Origin of the sequence: Micromonospora sp. NPDC048894, from assembly GCF_040649765.1 — a bacterium.
GTDB lineage: Bacteria > Actinomycetota > Actinomycetes > Mycobacteriales > Micromonosporaceae > Micromonospora > Micromonospora antibiotica.
This window is the reverse complement of the sequence record NZ_JBEZFY010000007.1, coordinates 129252-148520: the sequence shown is the minus strand read 5'-3', so window position 1 is coordinate 148520 and position 19269 is coordinate 129252. Positions and strand designations below refer to the sequence as shown.

Below are 19269 nucleotides of genomic sequence, written 5' to 3'. Positions count from 1 at the left end.
CGGCCGACCGCCGGACCGCCGGACGGGGAAGCTCACCTGCGGCCGGCCGAGTTTCATGTCACACCATGCAAGTTTGCAGTGGCTGCATCTTTGTTCCTAGGCTCCAGCACATGACCATCGACGAAGGGCTCGGGCGGCGGGACCGCAAGAAGCGTCAGACCCGCGCCGCGTTGGCCGCCGCCGCGCTGCGCCTGGTCGCCGAGCGGGGGCTCGACCAGGTCACGGTCGAGGAGATCAGCGAGGCGGCGGACGTCTCCGCCCGGACCTTCTTCAACTACTTCGCCACCAAGGACGACGCGCTGGTCGGCGACACCGAGGGGGACCGGGAACGGGTGCTGCGGGCGCTGGCCACCGTACCGGCGCAGGTGCCGGCGCTGACGGCGATCCGGTCGGCCCTGTCCGGCGTGATCGACGAGGTGGAGGGTGACGCCGCGTTGTGGCTGCTGCGGATGCAGGTGGTGATGCAGCACCCGGTGCTGCTGGCCCGGCTGGTCTCCGGCAACGCGGCAACCGAGCAGGCCATGGTCGAGGCGCTCGCGGCGCGCACCGGCCATTCGCCGGACGACGGCTATCCCGCCCTGGTGGTGGCGGTCACCGGAGCCGCGTTGCGGACCGCGATGGTCCGCTGGGCCACCGGCGGCGGGTCCCGCTCCCTGGCCGAACTGCTCGACGAGGCGTTCGCCGCCGTCGCCGCCGGGCTGCCCGACCCCCGTACCACCGACCAGCCCGGCGCGACCGCGCCGGGCGTGCACCGCACCCCGTGAGGAAACGTGTCATGACCGCAACTGCCGAGCCGATCCCGCCGACCGGGGCGGGTGCCGGCCGGATGTCCCGCCGGGAGATCCTCCAGGCACTCTCCGGCCTGATGGTGGGCATGTTCGTGGCGATCCTCGCCTCGACGGTGGTGGCGAACGCGCTGCCACGCATCATCGCCGAACTCCACGGCAGCCAGACCGTCTACACCTGGATCGTCACCACCGAGCTGCTGGCGATGACCGCCACCGTGCCGCTGTGGGGCAAGATGGCCGACCTCTACAGCAAGAAGCTGCTCATCCAGCTGTCGCTCGGCCTGTTCGTGCTCGGCTCGCTGATCGCCGGGCTCGCCCGCAACGTGGAGACCCTGCTCGCCAGCCGGATCGTGCAGGGCGTCGGCGCCGGCGGGATGACCGCCCTGGCGCTGATCGTGATGGCCGCCATGATCCCGCCCCGCGAGCTGGGCCGGTACGCCGGCATCTTCGGCGCCGTGTTCGGCGTCGGCACGATCGCCGGCCCGCTGATCGGCGGCGTCATGGTCGACACCTCCTGGCTGGGCTGGCGGTGGTGCTTCCTGATCGGCGTGCCGTTCAGCCTCATCTCGATCGTCCTGCTGCAACGCACCCTGCACCTGCCGGTGGTCCGCCGCAAGGCGCGCATCGACTGGTGGGGCGCCCTGCTGATCACCTCGGGCGTGTCCACCCTGCTGGTCTGGTCGTCGCTGGCCGGGCACCGGTTCGCCTGGGCCTCCGGCTGGACCGCGCTGATGGTCGTCGGTGGGCTGGTGCTGCTGGCCCTGGCGGTCTGGGTCGAGTCGAGGGTGCCCGAGCCGATCATCCCGCTGCGCATCTTCCGCAGCCGTACCGTCACGTTGACCACGGTCGCCAGCGTGCTGGTCGGGGTGGCCCTCTTCGGCGGCACGGTCTTCCTGTCGCAGTACTTCCAGACCTCGCTGGGCAAGTCGCCTACCGTCGCCGGCCTGATGAGCCTGCCGATGATCCTCGGCCTGCTGGTCTCCTCCACCGTCGCCGGTCAGCTCATCACCCGGTTCGGCCGCTGGAAGGTCTACCTGGTGGTCGGGGCGGCCGTGATGACCGTCGGGATGCTGCTGCTGAGCACCATCGACGCCGACACCGGCGTACCGCTGCTCTCGCTCTACATGGCGGTGCTCGGCACCGGCGTGGGCATGCTCATGCAGAACCTGGTCCTCGCCGCGCAGAACGACGTGCCCGCCCACGAGCTGGGTGCGGCCACCTCGGTGCTGACCTTCTTCCGCAGCATGGGCGGGGCGATCGGGGTCAGCGCCCTGGGCGCGGTGCTGGCCAACCGGGTCACCGGCCTGATGACCGAGCGGCTCGGCCCGGCCGCCGGCGCCACCGGCGGTGGCACCACCGAGGTGCCCGACCTGTCCGCGTTGCCCGCCCCGGTCCTGGCGATCGTGCGGGACGCGTACGCCACCGCCACCTCGGAGTTGTTCCTCATCGGTGCCCCGATCGCCCTGCTCGCCCTGATCGCGGTCCTGTTCATCCGGGAGAAGCCGCTGCACGAGGTCAGTGGCGACGAACGGGCCGAGCAGGAGGCGGCGGCCCTGACCGCGATGCACTGACGTCGTCGACGACGGTCCCGGGCCCAGTCTCCGGCCCGGGACCGTCGTCGACGACCAGCGGGGGACCATCGGGTCCGGGGAGCCACCCGTAGTCGATCGTGACCGAACTCGGCGGCCCCGTGCTGCGGTGTCGTCGGGAGTGGATCTCCGGCGCAGGGGACTAGGTGGTTTCTGCCGATGCGAGCCGGCTGAGCACCTTGGCAGGATCGGCTCCATGAGCGAACCAGCGAACGACAGGAAGTCCGGTAGGAGGAGGTGGGTGTCGCTGAGTGTTCGAGCCAGGGCGGCCCTCGCGGTGCTGGTGGCCGGCGTGCTGCTCGCCCCGGCGGTGCCGGCGACGGCAGCGCCACCGGCCGAAGGGCCGCCGTCAGCAGGGGCGGCGGCGGGGCCCGCCCGGTCGACACTGGTCAGCCCCTGCCAGTTGCCCACGCCGGTGACCGGGTGGCAGCACGAGGGGCCGACCAACTACACCACCTGGCTGCCGCCGACCGGCACCGTCCGGGGCATCGTGCTGTTCGTGGACTTCATCAACGCGGCCCCGGTCAGCGGGGAGCGGGCCGGCCGGACCAGCATGTTCGGCGCCGCCCCGAACGTGTTCACCCAGTCCTCGTACGGTGCGCTGAACCTCCAGTTGACCTTCGACACCACGTGGCGGCACATCCCGCAGACCCACGGCAGCTTCGCCGGCTACAAATCGAACTTCTCCATCCAGCGGTCGTACCTGGCCGCCGCGGTGGCCGCCGCGGACTCCGCGATCGACTTCAGCCTCTACCAGATCGTCTACGTGGTGCCGCCGAAGTCCGCGACGACCTTCGACATATCGCCGGCCTGGGTCGCGGCCCCCGGTGACGGAGTGACCGCCGACGGGGTCGAACTGCGCCATGCCGTCACCTTCGGTCAGGACGTCGACTACTGGGGCTACAAGATCCTCAACCACGAGACCGGGCACCTCTTCGGGCTGCCGGACCTCTACTCGTACAACTCGGCCGACAGCATCCACCGGGCGGTGGGCGGCTGGGACCTGATGGGCCTCATCTCCGCCCGGGCTCCCGACCTGTTCGCCTGGCACAAGTGGAAGGCGGGCTGGCTCACCGACTCCCAGATCGACTGCCGGACCACGACGGGGAGCGCGTCGGCGGTCCTGACCCCCCTGGGTACGACCGGTGGCACCAAGGCGGTGGTCGTCCACACCGGCGGGAACACCGCCGTGGTGGTGGAGAACCGGCAGATCAGCGCGCTCGACGTGTCGTCGGGTTGCTTCCAGCCCGGAGTGCTGGTCTACCGGGTGACCACCTCGGTGTTCAGCGGGGGTGCCTCGCCCGGCGGGAGCGTTCCCCCCATCGGCGGGCCCTTCCCGGTCGAGGTGGTCGACCGCACCCCGGGCTCGGATGTCACCAGTTGTGGCACGGACGAGAAGGCGCTGGTCAACGCCACCCTCACCGCGATCGGCCACACCGTCACCTACGGCGGGGTGACCGTGCAACTGACCGCCACCCCCGGGAACAACCGTCAGGTCTCCGTCACCGTCGTCTGATCCGCGGGTGACGCCGGTGGGCGTCGTGGGGGTGCCCCCGCCCGACCGGGCGGGGGCAGCCCTGTCCGCGTCGGCGTCGGGCTTTGCGGGGCCGCGCGGTGACTGTCGGTGTACGGCGTGCGGGACCGCACGACCTCCGCGCGGAGGTCTCCGCGCGGCGGGTTCAGTGGCTTCTCCGGGCGGCGCTATCGTGGACCGGCCTGATCTCGTGACCCATGATCCGATCCGGGGGGATTCCACGCATGGGCGATTCGTTCGCGCATCTGCACGTGCACACCGAGTACTCGATGCTCGACGGGGCGGCCCGGTTGAAGGACCTCTTCGCCGAGGCCAACCGGCTGGGGATGCCGGCGGTGGCGATCACCGACCACGGCAACATGCACGGCGCGAACGACTTCTACAAGCAGGCCATGGCGGCCGGGATCACCCCCATCCTGGGCGTCGAGGCGTACGTGGCGCCGGAGTCGCGCTATCACAAGGCGCGGGTCAAGTGGGGCCGGCCGGAGCAGAAGAGCGACGACATCTCCGGTAACGGCGCGATCACCCACAAGACCATGTGGGCGCGCAACGCGCAGGGCCTGAAGAACCTGTTCACCCTCAACTCCCGGGCCTCCATGGAGGGCCACTACGTCAAGTGGCCCCGGATGGACATGGAGCTGATCGCCGAGCACGCCGAGGGGATCATGGCGACCACCGGCTGCCCGTCCGGCGCGGTGCAGACCCGGCTGCGGCTCGGCCAGTTCGACGAGGCGCTCAAGGTCGCCGCCGCCTACCAGGACATCTTCGGCAAGGAGAACTACTTCCTGGAGATCATGGACCACGGGCTCTCCATCGAGCAGCGGGTCCGTGAGGATCTGATCACCATCGCCCGCAAGCTGGACATCCCGCCGGTGGTCACCAACGACTCGCACTACACCCACGAGGCGCAGGCCGAGGCGCACGACGTGCTGCTCTGCGTGCAGACCGGCAGCAACGTCGCCGACCCCAACCGGTTCCGGTTCGAGGGCGGCGGCTACTTCGTCAAGTCCGCCGACCAGATGCGCGCGGTCGACTCCTCGGAGTTCTGGCAGCAGGGCTGCCGCAACACCCTGCTGGTGGCCGAGAAGGTCGACCCGAGCGGGATGTTCGAGTTCCACAACCTGATGCCGCGCTTCCCGGTGCCCGAGGGGGAGACCGAGGAGTCCTGGTTCCGCAAGGAGACGTTCAAGGGGTTGGCCCGCCGCTACCCCGGGGGCATCCCCGAGGGCCACGTGGTGCAGGCCGAGTACGAGCTGGGCGTCATCAACCAGATGGGCTTCCCGTCGTACTTCCTGGTGGTCGCCGACTTCATCCAGTGGGCCAAGAACCAGGGCATCGCGGTCGGCCCGGGGCGTGGCTCGGCAGCCGGTTCGCTGGTCGCGTACGCGTTGGGCATCACCGACCTGGACCCGATCCCGCACGGCCTGATCTTCGAGCGGTTCCTCAACCCCGAGCGGGTCTCGATGCCGGACGTCGACATCGACTTCGACGAGCGTCGGCGCGGCGAGGTGATCAAGTACGTCACCGACAAGTGGGGCGAGGACAAGGTCGCGCAGATCGCCACCTTCGGCACGATCAAAGCGAAGGCCGCGATCAAGGACTCGGCCCGGGTCCTCGGCTTCCCCTACGCGGTCGGCGACCGGATCACCAAGGCGATGCCCCCGGCGGTGATGGGCAAGGACATCCCGCTCACCGGCATCTTCGACCCCAAGCACCCCCGGTACGCCGAGGCCGGCGAGATCCGGGGCCTCTACGAGTCCGACCCGGACGTCCGCAAGGTGATCGACACCGCCAAGGGCATCGAGGGGCTGATCCGGCAGACCGGGGTGCACGCCGCCGGGGTGATCATGTCGGCCGAGCCGATCATCGAGCACATCCCGCTGACCCGCCGGGACGCCGACGGGGCGATCATCACCCAGTTCGACTACCCGACCTGCGAGTCGCTCGGGTTGTTGAAGATGGACTTCCTCGGCCTGCGCAACCTGACGATCATCGACGACGCGGTCAAGAACATCCAGCTCAACCACGGTCGGGAACTCGACCTGCTGGGCCTGGAGCTGGACGACAAGCCCGCCTACGAGCTGCTCGCCCGGGGCGACACCCTGGGCGTGTTCCAGCTCGACGGCGGGCCGATGCGTTCGCTGCTGCGGCTGATGAAGCCGGACAACTTCGAGGACATCTCCGCCGTGCTGGCGCTCTACCGGCCGGGCCCGATGGGTGTCGACTCGCACACCAACTACGCGCTGCGCAAGAACGGCCTCCAGGAGATCACCCCGATCCACCCGGAGCTGGAGGAGCCGCTGCGGGAGATCCTGGCGCCCACCCACGGCCTGATCGTCTACCAGGAGCAGGTGCAGCGCGCCGCGCAGATCCTCGCCGGCTACACCCTCGGCCAGGCGGACCTGCTGCGCCGGGCGATGGGCAAGAAAAAGAAGGAGATCCTCGACAAGGAGTTCATCCCGTTCCGGGACGGCTGCCGCGAACGCGGCTACTCCGACCAGGCCATCCAGGCGGTCTGGGACGTCCTGGTGCCGTTCGCCGGGTACGCCTTCAACAAGGCGCACTCCGCGGCGTACGGCCTGGTGTCGTACTGGACGGCGTACCTCAAGGCGCACTACCCGGCCGAGTACATGGCGGCGCTGCTGACCTCAGTCGGTGACGACAAGGACAAGATGGCGCTCTACCTGTCGGAGTGCCGCCGGATGCGCATCCAGGTGCTGCCGCCGGACGTGAACACCTCGGCCGGCCCGTTCACCCCGGTCGGCAAGGACATCCGCTTCGGCCTGGCCGCGGTCCGCAACGTCGGGGCGAACGTGGTCGCGGCGATCATGCGATGCCGCGAGGAGAAGGGCGAGTACGCCGACTTCTACGACTTCCTGTCCAAGGTCGACGCGGTGGTCTGCAACAAGAAGACCATCGAATCACTGATCAAGGCGGGTGCGTTCGACTCGCTGGGGCACACCCGCAAGGGCCTGCTCGCCGTGCACGCCGACGCCATCGACGCCTTCGCCGACGTCAAGCGCAAGGAGGCCGTCGGCCAGTACGACCTGTTCGGGGCGGGCTTCGGTGACGCCGACACCGGCAGCACCACCGTGATGCCGACCATCGGCGACGCGGAGTGGGACAAGCGGGACAAGCTCGCCTTCGAACGCGAGATGCTCGGCCTCTACGTCTCCGACCATCCGCTGTTCGGGCTGGAACACGTCCTCGGCGCGGCGGCCGACACCACCATCGCCGCGCTGTCGGAGGAGGGCACCGTCCCGGACGGGGCGGTGGTCACCCTGGCGGGCATCCTCTCCGGCGTGCAGCGCCGGGTCACCAAGCAGGGGCGGGCCTGGGCGTCGGCGGCCCTGGAGGACCTGGCCGGCGGGGTGGAGACGCTGTTCTTCCCGAACACCTACGAGGTGATCGGCCAGTACATCGCCGAGGACGCGATCGTGGTGGTCAAGGGCCGGGTGGACCGGCGTGACGACACCCCCCGGATCATGGCGATGGACATGTCCATGCCGGACGTCAGCAGCACCCCCGGCAGTAAACCGGTGACGCTGACCATCCCGGTGCACCGCTGCACGCCACCGCTGGTGGAACGGCTCAAGGAGACCCTGGTGCTGCACCCGGGCGACACCGAGGTGCACGTCAAGCTGCTCAACGGCGGCAAGGTGACCACCCTGCGGCTCGGACCGTTCCGGGTGGCCGCCACCACCGCGCTGATGGGCGACCTCAAGAGCGTCCTCGGCCCCGCCAACGTCAGCTGACCCGCTGGCAGGTCAGCTCCACGTCGGTCGGCGGCAAGATCGTGCTCGATCCTTGTTCCGGTGGTTTCCCCCTGCGCGGATGCCACTACAACAAGGATCGAGCGGCCAGCGCGTCGTCCCCGCACGACAGCGCGGCGCTCGTCGCACAGACCGGCCGGTCGTCACTTGCCGCCGGTGACGATGCCCGGGTTGATGCACAGCCCGGGGGTGGAGCCGTTCTTCTCGGCGATCTCCAGGCAGCGGGACACCTTGTCGACCTTGGCGTTGGTCTCGGTGATCTGTTTCTGGATCTCGGCGTTCTTGCGGTCCTGTTCGAGGTTGCGGGTCTGGGCGAGCTTGTCCTGGAAGGCCTTGATGTTGCCCTCGGTCTTGTCGTCGTGGTTGACCCGGGTGATGGTGACGGACAGGATGTCGACGTCGCCGGAGAGCCGGCCCTCGGCGTTGCCCCGGATGCCCTCGGCGAACGGCTTCAGGTCGACGTTCAGGTTGCCCGTCCGGGCGTCGATCTTCTCCAGCGGGTTGTAGGTGGCGAAGGCGTCGTTGACCGCGCTGTCCAGCTGCACCCCCACCCGCTGGCCCCGGAAGCTCTCGAAGTCGCCCTTGTAGTCCATGAACTGCTTCGGCGCGTTCTCGGGCTTGACCTGCCACTCGATCAGCACTTCCACGCAGGCGTCGGCGAGGGTGCCGGTGCGGACCCGGACACACTGGTCGCCGCCGATGTGGTCGTACTTCTGCCGGCCGGCGTCCCACTCGCCGACCTTCTGCCAGGGGGCGACCCACTTCAGACCGGAGCCGGTGACCTCGCCGGTCGGCTTGTTGAAGCTGGTGACGATGCCGACCGAGCGGATCGGCACGGAGTGCGCGCTCGCTCCCACGCCGAAGAGCACTGTTCCGGCCAGGCAGCCGAGCGCGACCAGCGCGGCGATGCGCTTGACGCCCGGGTTGCGGGCGATGAGCAGCACCGCACCGGCGATCGCCAGCCCGATGGCGAGAATGACGGCGAACGTGAAGCCGACCGGCATGGAGGATCACCCTTCCGGGTTGGTCACAATGTTGATCTTCAACCTAGGGCACCCTGTCAAGCCCGGACCAGCACTGTGGCCTGCCGAGGCTCCCGCCACTGCCGTCCCGCCCGACCCAGGACCACGGCCAGGACCAGCGCCCGACCCAGGACCACGGCCAGGAGCAGGGCCCGACCCAGGGCCAGGGCGGACCAGGACCAGGACCAGGGCCCGGTCCGGGCCACCCGGCCCGGATTGGCGCTGACGCGCGGGCGGGGGGAGTGGCTAGCGTCGGTGGCATGGAGCTGGAACAGGCACGCGAGCTGTGGCAGCCGGAGCCGGGCTGGTTGAACACCGCCAGCTACGGGCTCCCACCCGAGCCGGTCTGGACGGCGGTGCAGGGCGCGCTGGCCGACTGGCGGGTGGGGCGTACCTCGTGGGAGGGGTGGGGAGAGGCGACCGGGCGGTCCCGGGAGGCCTTCGCCGGGCTGATCGGGGTGCCGGTGGCGGACGTCGCGGTGGCCAGCACCGTGTCGCAACTGCTCGCGCCGATCGCCGCCGCCCTGCCCGCCGGTGCCACCGTGGTCGTCCCGGAGGTCGAGTTCACCTCCAACCTGTTCCCCTGGCTGGTGCAGCAGGAGCGCGGGGTGCGGGTGCGTACCGTGCCGTTGGCTGGTCTGCGGGACGCGATCGACGCCGGCACCGACCTGGTGGCGTTCAGTCTGGTGCAGTCCGCCGACGGGGCCGTCGCCCCGTACGCCGAGATCGTGGCCGCCGCCCGCGTGCACGACGCGTTGGTGGTGGTGGACGCCACCCAGGCGTGCGGGTGGCTGCCGTTCGACGGGTCGCTGGCCGACGCGGTCGCGGTGGGGACGTACAAGTGGCTGATGTCGCCGCGCGGCTCGGCGTTGGCCTATCTGGCTCCGGCGCTGCGGGAGCGGATGCGGCCGGACGCCGCCGGCTGGTATGCGGGTAAGGACCCGCACTCCACCTACTACGGTCCGCCGCTGCGGTTGGCCGACGACGCCCGCCGGTTCGACATCTCCCCGGCCTGGTTCAGCTGGGTGGGCACCGCGCCGGCCCTGGAACTGGTCGCCGCGCTCGGCCCGGCGGTGATCGGCGCGTACGACGTGGGGTTGGCTAACCGCTTCCTGGCCGGGCTGGGTAGACCACCGGGGCGCAGCGCGATCGTCGCGGTGGAGGTGCCCGACGCGCGGCAGCGGCTGGCGCGGGCCGGGGTCCGGGCGGCGGTGCGCGCCGGGCAGGTCCGGGTCGCGTTCCACCTCTACACCACAGAGGCGGACGTGGACCTGGCGTTGACGGCGTTGACGGACTGAGCCGCCGCAGATAATCCACCGACGGCGCATCCAGACCGTGCCGTCCGGGCGAATCCCCTGGTAATGGTGAGCTACCCGGGGGTGCGTCTGGTGTTGACAGATCCGATGCCGGTGGAGGCCGTCGAGACGACCCGCAGGCGGCTCGCGGCAGCCGCCGAGGACCTCGACGCCAACCTGGTCGCCGCGCTGGTGCTGGAGTTCGCCGCCGACGCCGGGGTGGGGGCGGCCTGGGAACGGCTCTGCGTGCCGATGCTGGCCGGGCTGCGGGGGCGCGACGCCGCCGAGATCGCCGTCGAGCACGCCCTGTCCGAGGGCATCCGGATCGGGCTGGACGTGCACCGCCGTGCTCCCGTCCGGCGGTTGCGCGCCGACGGTGTGCTGCTCGCCGGTGCCGAGCACGAGGCGCACTGCCTGGGCCTGCACGCGGTGGCCGCCGCGCTGCGCGAGCAGGGTCGGGGCTGCCTGCACCTGGGGCCGGACCTGCCCTGGGCGGCGCTGCGTTCCGCCGTGCTGCGGGCCCGTCCGCGGGTCGTGGTGGTCTGGTCGCAGACGCCGGTCACCGGCCGCGCGTACCGTCTGGTCCGCTTCGGCCGCGATGTCCCGGGGGTACGCGTGTACGCCGCCGGGCCGGGCTGGATCGGGCCCCTGCCGCCCCCGGCGACCCGGTTGACCAGCTTCTCCGCTGCCCTGGCCGCGTGCGGTGTGCCGGCCTGAGTCGCGCTTCGACCGTCCAGGGTGGCGTGACCCGCACCACATCCGATACGAACCGGTGCCGTATCGAAACATCCCCCTCGTAAGGTGAGTGTCGTTACGAGTCTGCCCCGTATCGTATTGCCGGTACGGGTAAACCGGGGGGAGCACCGGAGCGTATGCAACCGCACGAGAACACCGGACATCCGAGACGATGGGCGATCCTCGGCGTGCTGGTGGTCAGCCTGCTCGTCGTCGTCCTCGACAACACCATCCTCAACGTCGCGCTGCGTACCCTGGCCGACCCGGTGCACGGTCTCGGGGCCAGCCAGGGCGAGCTGGAATGGGCGATCAACTCCTACACCCTCGTCTTCGCCGGCCTGCTGTTCACCTTCGGGGTGCTCGGGGACCGGGCCGGCCGCCGCCGGTTCCTGCTCATCGGCCTGGTCCTGTTCGGCCTGTCGTCCCTGCTGTCGGCGTACGCGCAGAGCCCCGGCCAGCTGATCGCGGCCCGCGCCCTGATGGGCATCGGTGGCGCGGCGATCATGCCGGTCACCCTGTCGATCATCTCCAACGTGTTCGACCCCAGGGAACGGGGCCGCGCGATCGGCGTCTGGGCCGGCGCGGTCGGCCTGGCGGTGGCGATCGGCCCGATCCTCGGCGGCGCGCTGCTGGAGCACTTCTGGTGGGGCTCGGTCTTCCTGATCAACGTGCCGGTGGTGGTACTCGGCGTGCTGCTGGTCGCCCTGCTGGTGCCCGAGTCCCGCGACCCCCGGCCCGGCCGGGTCGACATCCTCGGCGTGCTGCTGTCGGTCGTCGGACTGGTCGCGCTGACCTACGGCATCATCGACGGCGGCGAGCACGGCTTCGGCCGGCCCACGGTCTGGGCCGCCATCCTGGGCGGAGTGGCGGTGCTGGCCTGGTTCGTCGAGCACGAGCGGCGCAGCGACCACCCGTCGCTGGACGTCCGGCTGTTCCGGGTGCCCCGGTTCGCCGCGCCGGTGGCGATCGTCGGCCTGGTCTTCTTCGCCGCGATGGGCGTGATGTTCTTCAGCTCGTTCTACATGCAGCTGGTCCGGGGCTACAGCCCGTTGGAGACCGGCCTGTTCTTCCTGCCGTTCGCCGGGGCCCAGTTGGTCTTCGCGCCGCGCAGCGCCGCGATGGTGCGCCGGTACGGCGGCCGGGCGGTCGCCACGGTCGGCCTCGTGCTGACCGCCGTGGCGCTGGCCGCCTTCGCCTTCATCGACGCCACCACGCCGATCTGGGTGGTGCTAGTGGCCTTCTTCCTCCAGGGCGTCGGGATGGCGAACATCATGCCCCCGGCCACCGAGTCGATCATGTCGGCGCTGCCCCGGGAGAAGGCCGGCGTCGGCTCGGCGGTCAGCAACACCGTCCGCCAGGTCGCCGGCGCGCTGGGCGTCGCGGTCCTCGGCTCGGTGCTGTCCGCCGTCTACCGGCAGGACATCGCCGCGACCGTCGACAGCCTGCCCGCCCCCGCCCGGGAGGCGGCCACCGAGTCGGTCTCCGGGGCGTACGCGGCGGCGGCGCAGGTCGGCCCGGCGGCACCGAAGCTGATCGCGGCGGCCAACGACGCGTTCGTCTCGGCCATGCACTGGGCGGCGGCGATCTCCGCGGTGGTGGCCGCCCTCGGCATCCTCATCGTGCTGCGCTGGATGCCAGGCCGCACCGCCACGGCCACCGACGCGACGCCGGTGGCGGAGCGGGAACTGGCCGCAACCACATAGGGCCGGGAACAATGTCTGACATGAACCCCACCGCCGATGCTCCGCGGTCGCCCGGGCGACCGCGGAGCGTCCGCGCGGACGAGGCCATCATCGAGGCCACCCTGGACCTGCTCGCCGAGGGCAGCACCCTCGAGGCACTGTCGATCGAGGCGATCGCGGCCCGCGCCGGGGTGGGCAAGGCCACCATCTACCGCCGCTGGCCCGGCAAGGACGCCCTGCTGCTCGACGCCCTGCGCCGGCTCAAGGGGGTGGTCCCCCAGCCGGCCGGGCACTCCGTGCGCGACGACCTGGTGCTGCTGGTCGGTGCGGTCGGGCACAACATCGACCCCCGGGCCGAGCGGATCATGCCGTGCCTGGTGCCCGAGGTGAACCGCAGCCCGGACCACTTCCAGCTCTACCAGAACATCATCGAGCCCCGCCGCAAGATCATGCGGGAGGTGCTCCGCCGGGGCGTGGCCACCGGCGAACTGCGCGCCGATCTCGACATCGAGGTGGCCATGGCGCTGCTCACCGGGCCGATGCTGGTCCAGCGGCTGCTGCGCTGGCATCCGGAGCTGGACGACCGGTTGCTCCCCGAACGGGTCGTCGACGGCGTGCTCGACGGCCTGCGTACCCGCTGAGACCCACCGGCGGGCGGCGTGTCCGCCCACCGGCGTGTCGGGGTGGACCAGTAGGGTGTCGAACACCCGTACTGTCGAGGGGCCTGGAGGAGACGGCGTGCGTGTGCTGGGCGTCGACCCGGGGCTGACCCGGTGCGGGGTCGGCGTGGTCGAGGGCGTGCCGGGCCGCCCCTGCTCGCTGGTCGCCTACTACGTCGTCTACACCGATCCCGCCGACGACCTGTCGCTGCGCCTGCTGCACCTGGACCGGTCGTTGACCGACCTGGTGGCCGAGCACCGGCCCGACGCGGTCGCCGTGGAGCGGGTGTTCAGCCAGCACAACGTGCGCACCGTGATGGGCACCGCCCAGGCCAGCGGGATCGCCGTGCTGGCCGGGGCGCGGGCCGGGCTGCCGGTGCAGACCTACACGCCGAGCGAGGTCAAGGCCGCGGTGACCGGGTCCGGTCAGGCCGACAAGAAGCAGATGACCGCCATGGTCACCCGGCTGCTGCGGCTGGCCGAGCCGCCCAAGCCGGCCGACGCGGCGGACGCCCTGGCCCTGGCCATCTGCCACGTGTGGCGGGGCGGCACCCGGTCCAAGCTGGCCGAGGCCGCCGACCGGGTACGACGAGGAGGAGCACGATGATCGCCAGCGTGCGCGGCACGGTGACCGCGACCGGTCCGGACCATGCCGTGGTGGAGGTCGGGGGGATCGGCCTGGCGGTGCAGTGCGCCCCCGGCACCCTGGCCGAGCTGCGGGTCGGCCAGCCGGCCCGGCTCGCCACCAGCCTGGTGGTCCGGGAGGACTCGCTCACCCTCTACGGCTTCGCCGACGACGACGCCAAGCAGCTGTTCGAGCTGCTCCAGACGGCCAGCGGGGTCGGCCCGCGGCTGGCCCAGGCGGTGCTGGCCGTGCACACCCCGGACGCGGTGCGCAAGGCCATCGCCAACGCCGACACCGCCGCCCTGACCCGGGTCCCGGGGATCGGCAAGAAGGGCGCCGAGCGGCTGGTCCTGGAGCTGCGTGACCGGATCGGTCCGGTGCCGGTGGGGCCCGACGGCGCGGCCGGGGTGACCGCCGGGGCCTGGCCGGACCAGGTCCGCCAGGCGCTGGTCGGGCTCGGCTGGACGGCCGGGCAGGCCGACCAGGCGGTGGCCGCCGTGGCGGAGACCGTCGACGGCCCCACCCCGCCGGTGCCGGTCCTGCTCAAGCAGGCCATCCGACTGCTCGGCCGGACCCGATGACCGCCGTGGCGCGGTCGCGGCCGGGGCGGCCGGCATGACCGGCGACGGCCTCGTCTCGGCGTACGCCGACGACGCGGAGCGCGACGCCGAGGTCAGCGTCCGGCCGAAGCGGCTCGACGAGTTCATCGCCCAGCACCGGGTCCGCGACCAGCTCGACCTGCTGTTGCAGGGCGCGATGCGGCGCGGCGCCCCACCCGACCACATCCTCCTGTCGGGGCCTCCTGGCCTCGGGAAAACGACGTTGGCCAACATCGTGGCCGCCGAGCTGGGTTCCGGTATCCGGGTGACCAGCGGGCCGGTGATCGAGCGCTCCGGCGACCTGGCCGCCATCCTGACCAGCCTCGCCGAGGGCGACGTGCTGTTCATCGACGAGATCCACCGGATCGCCAAGCCGGCGGAGGAGCTGCTCTACAGCGCGATGGAGGACTTCCGGGTCGACGTGATCGTCGGCAAGGGGCCGGGGGCCACCGCGATCCCGCTGGACGTGGAGCCGTTCACCCTGGTCGGTGCCACCACCCGGTCCGGCCTGCTGACCGGTCCGATGCGGGACCGGTTCGGTTTCGTCGCGCACCTCGACTTCTACTCCCCGGCCGACCTGGAGGCGTTGCTGCACCGGTCGGCGCGCATCCTGGGCGTGCCGATCACCCCGGAGGGGGCGGTGGAGATCTCCGGCCGGTCCCGGGGCACGCCCCGGATCGCCAACCGGCTGCTGCGCCGGGTGCGCGACTACGCCGAGGTCCGGGCCGAGGGGGTGGTCACCCTGGAGACCGCGCGCGCTGCCCTGACCGTCTACGACGTGGACGCCCTGGGGCTGGACCGGCTGGACCGGGCGGTGCTGACCGCGCTGGTCGACTCGTTCCGGGGCGGGCCGGTGGGCCTGTCCACCCTGGCGGTGGCGGTGGGGGAGCAGCCGGACACGGTGGAGGAGGTCTGCGAGCCGTTCCTCGTCCGCGCTGGACTGCTGGCCCGTACGCCCCGGGGGCGGGTGGCCACCGAGGCGGCCTGGCGGCACCTCGGCCGGACACCACCAAATGGTACATTTGGCATGGAAGCCCCCGCTGTGCCTGATCTGTTCTCGAACGCGCCCGATCCACCGTGATCTGAACGTGATCTGCGCCGCATTCGGCGTTCCCAGGTGCAGGGATTAGACTCGCCGCGGTCTGTACAGGATGTGAATATCCGCCTCCGCTCCGGCGCGCACCGCGCCGAACGGGGGCCAATGGGAAGGTCGCACACCGTGCTTTACGCAGCACAGTCCGGCGGAGGCGCCGGCAGTCTGACGCCGATCATCATGATCGCCCTGCTCTTCGGGGTCATGTACTTCATGATGATCCGGCCGCAGCAGAAGCGCCGCCGCGAGGCCGAGGCCATGCAGTCCGCGCTCGGCCCCGGTGACGAGGTCGTCACCATCGGCGGGCTCTACGGCACGGTCGTGGGCGTCGAGGACGACACCGTGCTGCTGGAGGTGGCCCCCGGCGTGCAGTCCCGTTACGCCCGGCCGGCCATCGCCCGGGTGGTCACCCGGGCGGAGCGTCCGGAGGCCGACGAGCCGGTCATCGAGGACGCGGAAGCCGTCAAGGAGTGAGTGTCCGCCCGCCCCGCCGGGGTGGGCGTGACAGGACAACTGGATAGGTGGGCCGGTCCCCGGGGCCGGCACGCGCGCCCCGCCGTCCGACGCCCCCACGTCGGCGGTGGTACGCCGTGCCGCACGGTCGGGAGCGGTCCGCGCAGAGCACGTCGGGGCGGGAACCCCGCTCCGACCTCGTCGCCGCTGCGCCGGCGGCGCGACCGTTACAGGGAGACAGACAGCCGTGGCACCACCTCAGGGACAGATGCGCCCCGGGCGGCAGCTCGCCGTGCTCGGGATCATCTTCGTCGTCCTCTATTCCTTGGTGTTCTTCTCGGGCGGCGCCAGCGGTAGCTGGAAGGACCGGTTGGAGCCACGGCTCGGCCTGGACCTCATCGGTGGCACCCGGCTGACGCTGGAGGCGACCAACAGCATCGACGGCAAGCCCCCGACGTCGGCCAACCTGGAGGAGGCCCGGCAGATCATCGAGAGCCGGGTCAACGCCTACGGGGTGGCCGAGGCCGAGGTGGTCACCGAGGGCAACCGGAACATCGTCATCTCCCTGCCCGGTGAGAACCGGGAGCTGACCGACGTCGGCAGCGCCGCGGAGCTGCGCTTCCGCAAGGTGCTCAAGGCCGCCGACGGCAGCGGTACGGTCGCCGCTCCGGCTCCGTCCGGCAGTGCGTCGCCGGCCCCGTCGGGTAGCGCCTCCCCGGCTCCGTCGGGCAGCGCGTCGCCGAAGGCCTCCGGCAGTGCGGCGCCGAAGGTGACCGGTTCGCCGAGCGCCGGTGGGCAGGGTGGTGGCGCCCCCGCGCCGAGCGCCAGCCCGAGCGCCTCCCCGTCCGGGTCGGCCTCGCCGAGCGCCCCGGCCGCCTCGCCCAGCGCCACCGAGGCGCCGGTGTCGCAGAGCATCGAGGAGCAGCGCAAGGCCGTCGAGAAGAAGGTCGGTGCACCGGCCTGGGCCGCCGCGAGCGGGCTCCAGGCTCCGGCCGACCTGGCCACCAACCCGGCCCTGGCGGAGACGCTCAAGCCGTTCGGCACGCTCTCCCCGCAGGAGATCGCGGTGCTGAGCCCGCAGATGCAGTTCAACGTGCCGACCATCACCTGCGCCCAGCTCGACAAGCGGCCCCCCGCGTCGATCAAGGACGAGAAGCAGCAGGCGGTCGCCTGTGAGGGTGGTGCGGCGAAGTACCTGCTCGACCAGGCCAAGGTGCTCGGCACCGACGTCAAGGACGCCAACGCCGTCCTCGACCAGGCCAGCACCTGGGTGGTCAGCCTGAACTTCACCGGCGACGGCCAGTCCAAGTGGACCGAGCTGACCCGGGAGGCGTTCAACAACACCGGCGGCGGCTGCGACCAGACGGCTCTGGGCCAGGACGGCAAGTGCCGGGTGGCCGTGGTGCTGGACAACGAGATCGTCTCCTCGCCCGAGATCCAGGGCGTGCTGACCGGCGACTCGCAGATCACCGGCAGCTTCGACAACACGTCGGCCAACGCGCTGGCCAGCCAGCTGCGCTACGGCGCGCTGCCGGTCACCTTCGTGCCGCAGGAGCAGCAGAACGTCACCGCGACGCTGGGCGACAGCCACCTGCGGGCCGGTCTGCTGGCCGCCGGCATCGGCATGCTGCTGGTCATCATCTACTCGTTCTTCTACTACCGGCTGCTCGGCTCGGTCATCTTCCTGAGCCTGGTGCTCTCCGCGTTGCTGGTCTTCGGCGCGCTGGTGGTGCTCGGCCGGTCGATCGGCTTCACCCTCACCCTCGCCGGCATCGCCGGCATGATCGTCTCGCTCGGTGTGGCGGCGGACTCGTTCGTCATCTACTTCGAGCGGCTCAAGGACGAGATCCGGGAGGGGCGCAGCCCGCGTAGCGCGGTGGGCCGGGCCTGGATCCGGGCCCGCCGGACGATCATCTCGGCCAACGCGATCACCCTGATGTCCGCCGTGGTCCTCTACATCGTCTCGGTCGGCACGGTGAAGGGCTTCGCCTTCGCCCTCGGCCTGGCGACCGTCCTCGACCTGGTGGTCGTCTTCCTCTTCCGGCACCCGATCATGACGATGTTCGCCCGGACCCCGGCGTTCCTGTCGCCCCGGGTCAGCGGCCTCGGTCGGGCCCTGCCAGCCCGTTCGGCCGACCCGGCCACCGCCCGCAACTCGCGCGTCAAGGAGGCCTGAGATGGCTAAGAGTGGTCTGGCGTCCCGGCTCTACCGGGGCGAGGCCGGTCTCAACATCGTCGGCCGGCGCAAGTTGTGGTTCACCGTCGCCGGCGTGCTGGTGCTGATCGCCGTGCTCAGCTTCGCGGTGCGCGGCTTCAGCCTGGGCATCGAGTTCGCCGGCGGCAACTCGTTCCAGGTGCCGGCCAGCGTCGGCACCCTAGACCAGGCCGAGGGCAAGGTCAACGACGCGCTGGCGGCCGAGGGCGGCGGCGCCGAGGTGGTGACCGCGCAGAAGGTCGGCAGCACCAGCGGCGAGTACTACGAGCTGCGCACCTCGCAGCTCAGCGCCGACCAGGCCAACGCGGTCAAGGCCGAGATGGCGCAGGAGTTCGGCATCAACGCCGACCAGATCAGCGGCAGCCAGGTCAGCGAGGCCTGGGGCAGCCAGGTGACCTCCCGGGCGCTGCTCGGCCTGATCATCTTCGTCCTGGTGGTGGCGGCCTACCTGGTGCTGCGCTTCGAGTGGCGGATGGCGGTCGCGGCGATCATCTCGCTGTTCATGAACCTGATCCTCACCGCCGGCATCTACTCGCTGGTCGGCTTCGAGGTGACCCCGTCGACGATCATCGGGTTCCTCACCATTCTGGGCTTCGCGCTCTACGACGTGGTGGTGGTCTTCGACAAGGTCCAGGAGAACACCCGGGGCATCACGGCCAACAACAACCAGACCTACGGCGAGGCGGCCAACCTGGCGCTCAACCAGAGCCTGATGCGGTCGTTGAACACCTCGGTGGTCGCCCTGCTCCCGGTCGGCGGTCTGCTCTTCATCGGTGCCGGCCTGCTCGGCGCGGGCACCCTGAAGGACCTGGGCCTGGTGCTCTTCGTCGGTATGGCGATGGCGTTCCTGACCTCGATCCTGCTGTCCACCCCGTTGCTGGTGCTGCTCAAGAACTATGACCCGCGCATCGAGGCGCACACCAAGCGGGTGCTGGCCCGGCGGGGCGCGATCGCCCGGGGCGAGGTCGTCCCGCGTGGCGCGGCCCGGCAGGCGGCCGGCGACGACGCTGCCGACGAGCCGATCGACCCCGAGGCGGCGGCCCTGGCCGGCAGCGCGCCGAAGGTCGGTTCCCGGCCGGCGGCCAAGCGGGCGACCGGTGCCCGGGGTGGTCGTCCCAGCGGCGGCGGGGGCAACCGCCCCGGTGGCGCGAAGCGGCGCTGACCGACGGGCGACCCGCCACACGTCGAGTCGACGGCGTCCGCCATG

General features: G+C 71.3%; 16 protein-coding genes. 14 read left to right on the top strand and 2 right to left on the bottom strand.

What is annotated here, in order from left to right:
* Positions 1–110: 110 nt before the first annotated feature.
* From AB0C22_RS17515 to dnaE, 4 genes are all read left to right on the top strand, one after another.
* Complete coding sequence (locus AB0C22_RS17515; protein ID WP_357535878.1) at positions 111–764, top strand: TetR family transcriptional regulator; 654 nt, start codon at positions 111–113, stop codon at positions 762–764.
* Between the two features lie 11 nt (positions 765–775).
* Complete coding sequence (locus AB0C22_RS17510; RefSeq protein ID WP_357535876.1) at positions 776–2359, top strand: MDR family MFS transporter; 1584 nt, start codon at positions 776–778, stop codon at positions 2357–2359.
* Between the two features lie 259 nt (positions 2360–2618).
* Positions 2619–3893, top strand: a complete 1275-nt coding sequence (locus AB0C22_RS17505; protein WP_357535874.1) for a hypothetical protein — start codon at positions 2619–2621, stop codon at positions 3891–3893.
* Between the two features lie 242 nt (positions 3894–4135).
* Positions 4136–7666, top strand: a complete 3531-nt coding sequence (gene dnaE / locus AB0C22_RS17500; protein ID WP_219469609.1) for a DNA polymerase III subunit alpha — start codon at positions 4136–4138, stop codon at positions 7664–7666.
* Between the two features lie 161 nt (positions 7667–7827).
* On the opposite strand, the gene AB0C22_RS17495 is transcribed toward dnaE, so the two are convergent.
* Complete coding sequence (locus AB0C22_RS17495) at positions 7828–8688, bottom strand: SPFH domain-containing protein (protein ID WP_219469612.1); 861 nt, start codon at positions 8686–8688, stop codon at positions 7828–7830.
* A gap of 56 nt (positions 8689–8744) precedes the next feature.
* Complete coding sequence (locus AB0C22_RS17490; RefSeq protein ID WP_357535872.1) at positions 8745–8912, bottom strand: hypothetical protein; 168 nt, start codon at positions 8910–8912, stop codon at positions 8745–8747.
* 54 nt (positions 8913–8966) lie between these two features.
* On the opposite strand from AB0C22_RS17490, the gene AB0C22_RS17485 reads away from it, so the two are divergent.
* The 10 genes from AB0C22_RS17485 (at position 8967) to secF (ending at position 19224) form a co-directional block, all read left to right on the top strand.
* On the top strand, positions 8967–10004 hold the full coding sequence (locus AB0C22_RS17485) for an aminotransferase class V-fold PLP-dependent enzyme (protein ID WP_219469616.1): 1038 nt from the start codon (positions 8967–8969) through the stop codon (positions 10002–10004).
* Positions 10005–10094: 90 nt separating this feature from the next.
* Entirely contained in the window at positions 10095–10718 is a 624-nt protein-coding gene (locus tag AB0C22_RS17480; RefSeq protein WP_308291082.1) for a transcriptional regulator, read from the top strand.
* 155 nt (positions 10719–10873) lie between these two features.
* Complete coding sequence (locus AB0C22_RS17475) at positions 10874–12439, top strand: MFS transporter (RefSeq protein WP_208569451.1); 1566 nt, start codon at positions 10874–10876, stop codon at positions 12437–12439.
* Between the two features lie 11 nt (positions 12440–12450).
* On the top strand, positions 12451–13059 hold the full coding sequence (locus AB0C22_RS17470) for a TetR/AcrR family transcriptional regulator (RefSeq protein ID WP_219469622.1): 609 nt from the start codon (positions 12451–12453) through the stop codon (positions 13057–13059).
* Positions 13060–13156: 97 nt separating this feature from the next.
* A complete protein-coding gene (ruvC, locus tag AB0C22_RS17465) occupies positions 13157–13684 on the top strand; it encodes a crossover junction endodeoxyribonuclease RuvC (protein ID WP_218108214.1) in 528 nt (175 codons plus the stop codon).
* Positions 13681–14283, top strand: coding sequence for a Holliday junction branch migration protein RuvA (gene ruvA / locus AB0C22_RS17460; RefSeq protein ID WP_208569454.1), 603 nt, complete (start codon positions 13681–13683; stop codon positions 14281–14283). Before ruvC ends, ruvA begins: the two co-directional genes overlap by 4 nt.
* Positions 14284–14317: 34 nt before the next feature.
* A complete protein-coding gene (gene ruvB / locus AB0C22_RS17455; protein ID WP_219469625.1) occupies positions 14318–15382 on the top strand; it encodes a Holliday junction branch migration DNA helicase RuvB in 1065 nt (354 codons plus the stop codon).
* A 138-nt stretch (positions 15383–15520) separates the two neighbouring features.
* On the top strand, positions 15521–15868 hold the full coding sequence (gene yajC, locus AB0C22_RS17450; RefSeq protein ID WP_208569456.1) for a preprotein translocase subunit YajC: 348 nt from the start codon (positions 15521–15523) through the stop codon (positions 15866–15868).
* 226 nt (positions 15869–16094) lie between these two features.
* Positions 16095–18023 (top strand): protein translocase subunit SecD, encoded by a 1929-nt coding sequence (gene secD, locus AB0C22_RS17445; RefSeq protein ID WP_219469627.1) that lies wholly within the window; start codon positions 16095–16097, stop codon positions 18021–18023.
* Between the two features lies 1 nt (position 18024).
* Positions 18025–19224 (top strand): protein translocase subunit SecF, encoded by a 1200-nt coding sequence (gene secF / locus AB0C22_RS17440; RefSeq protein WP_219469630.1) that lies wholly within the window; start codon positions 18025–18027, stop codon positions 19222–19224.
* Positions 19225–19269: the final 45 nt, after the last annotated feature.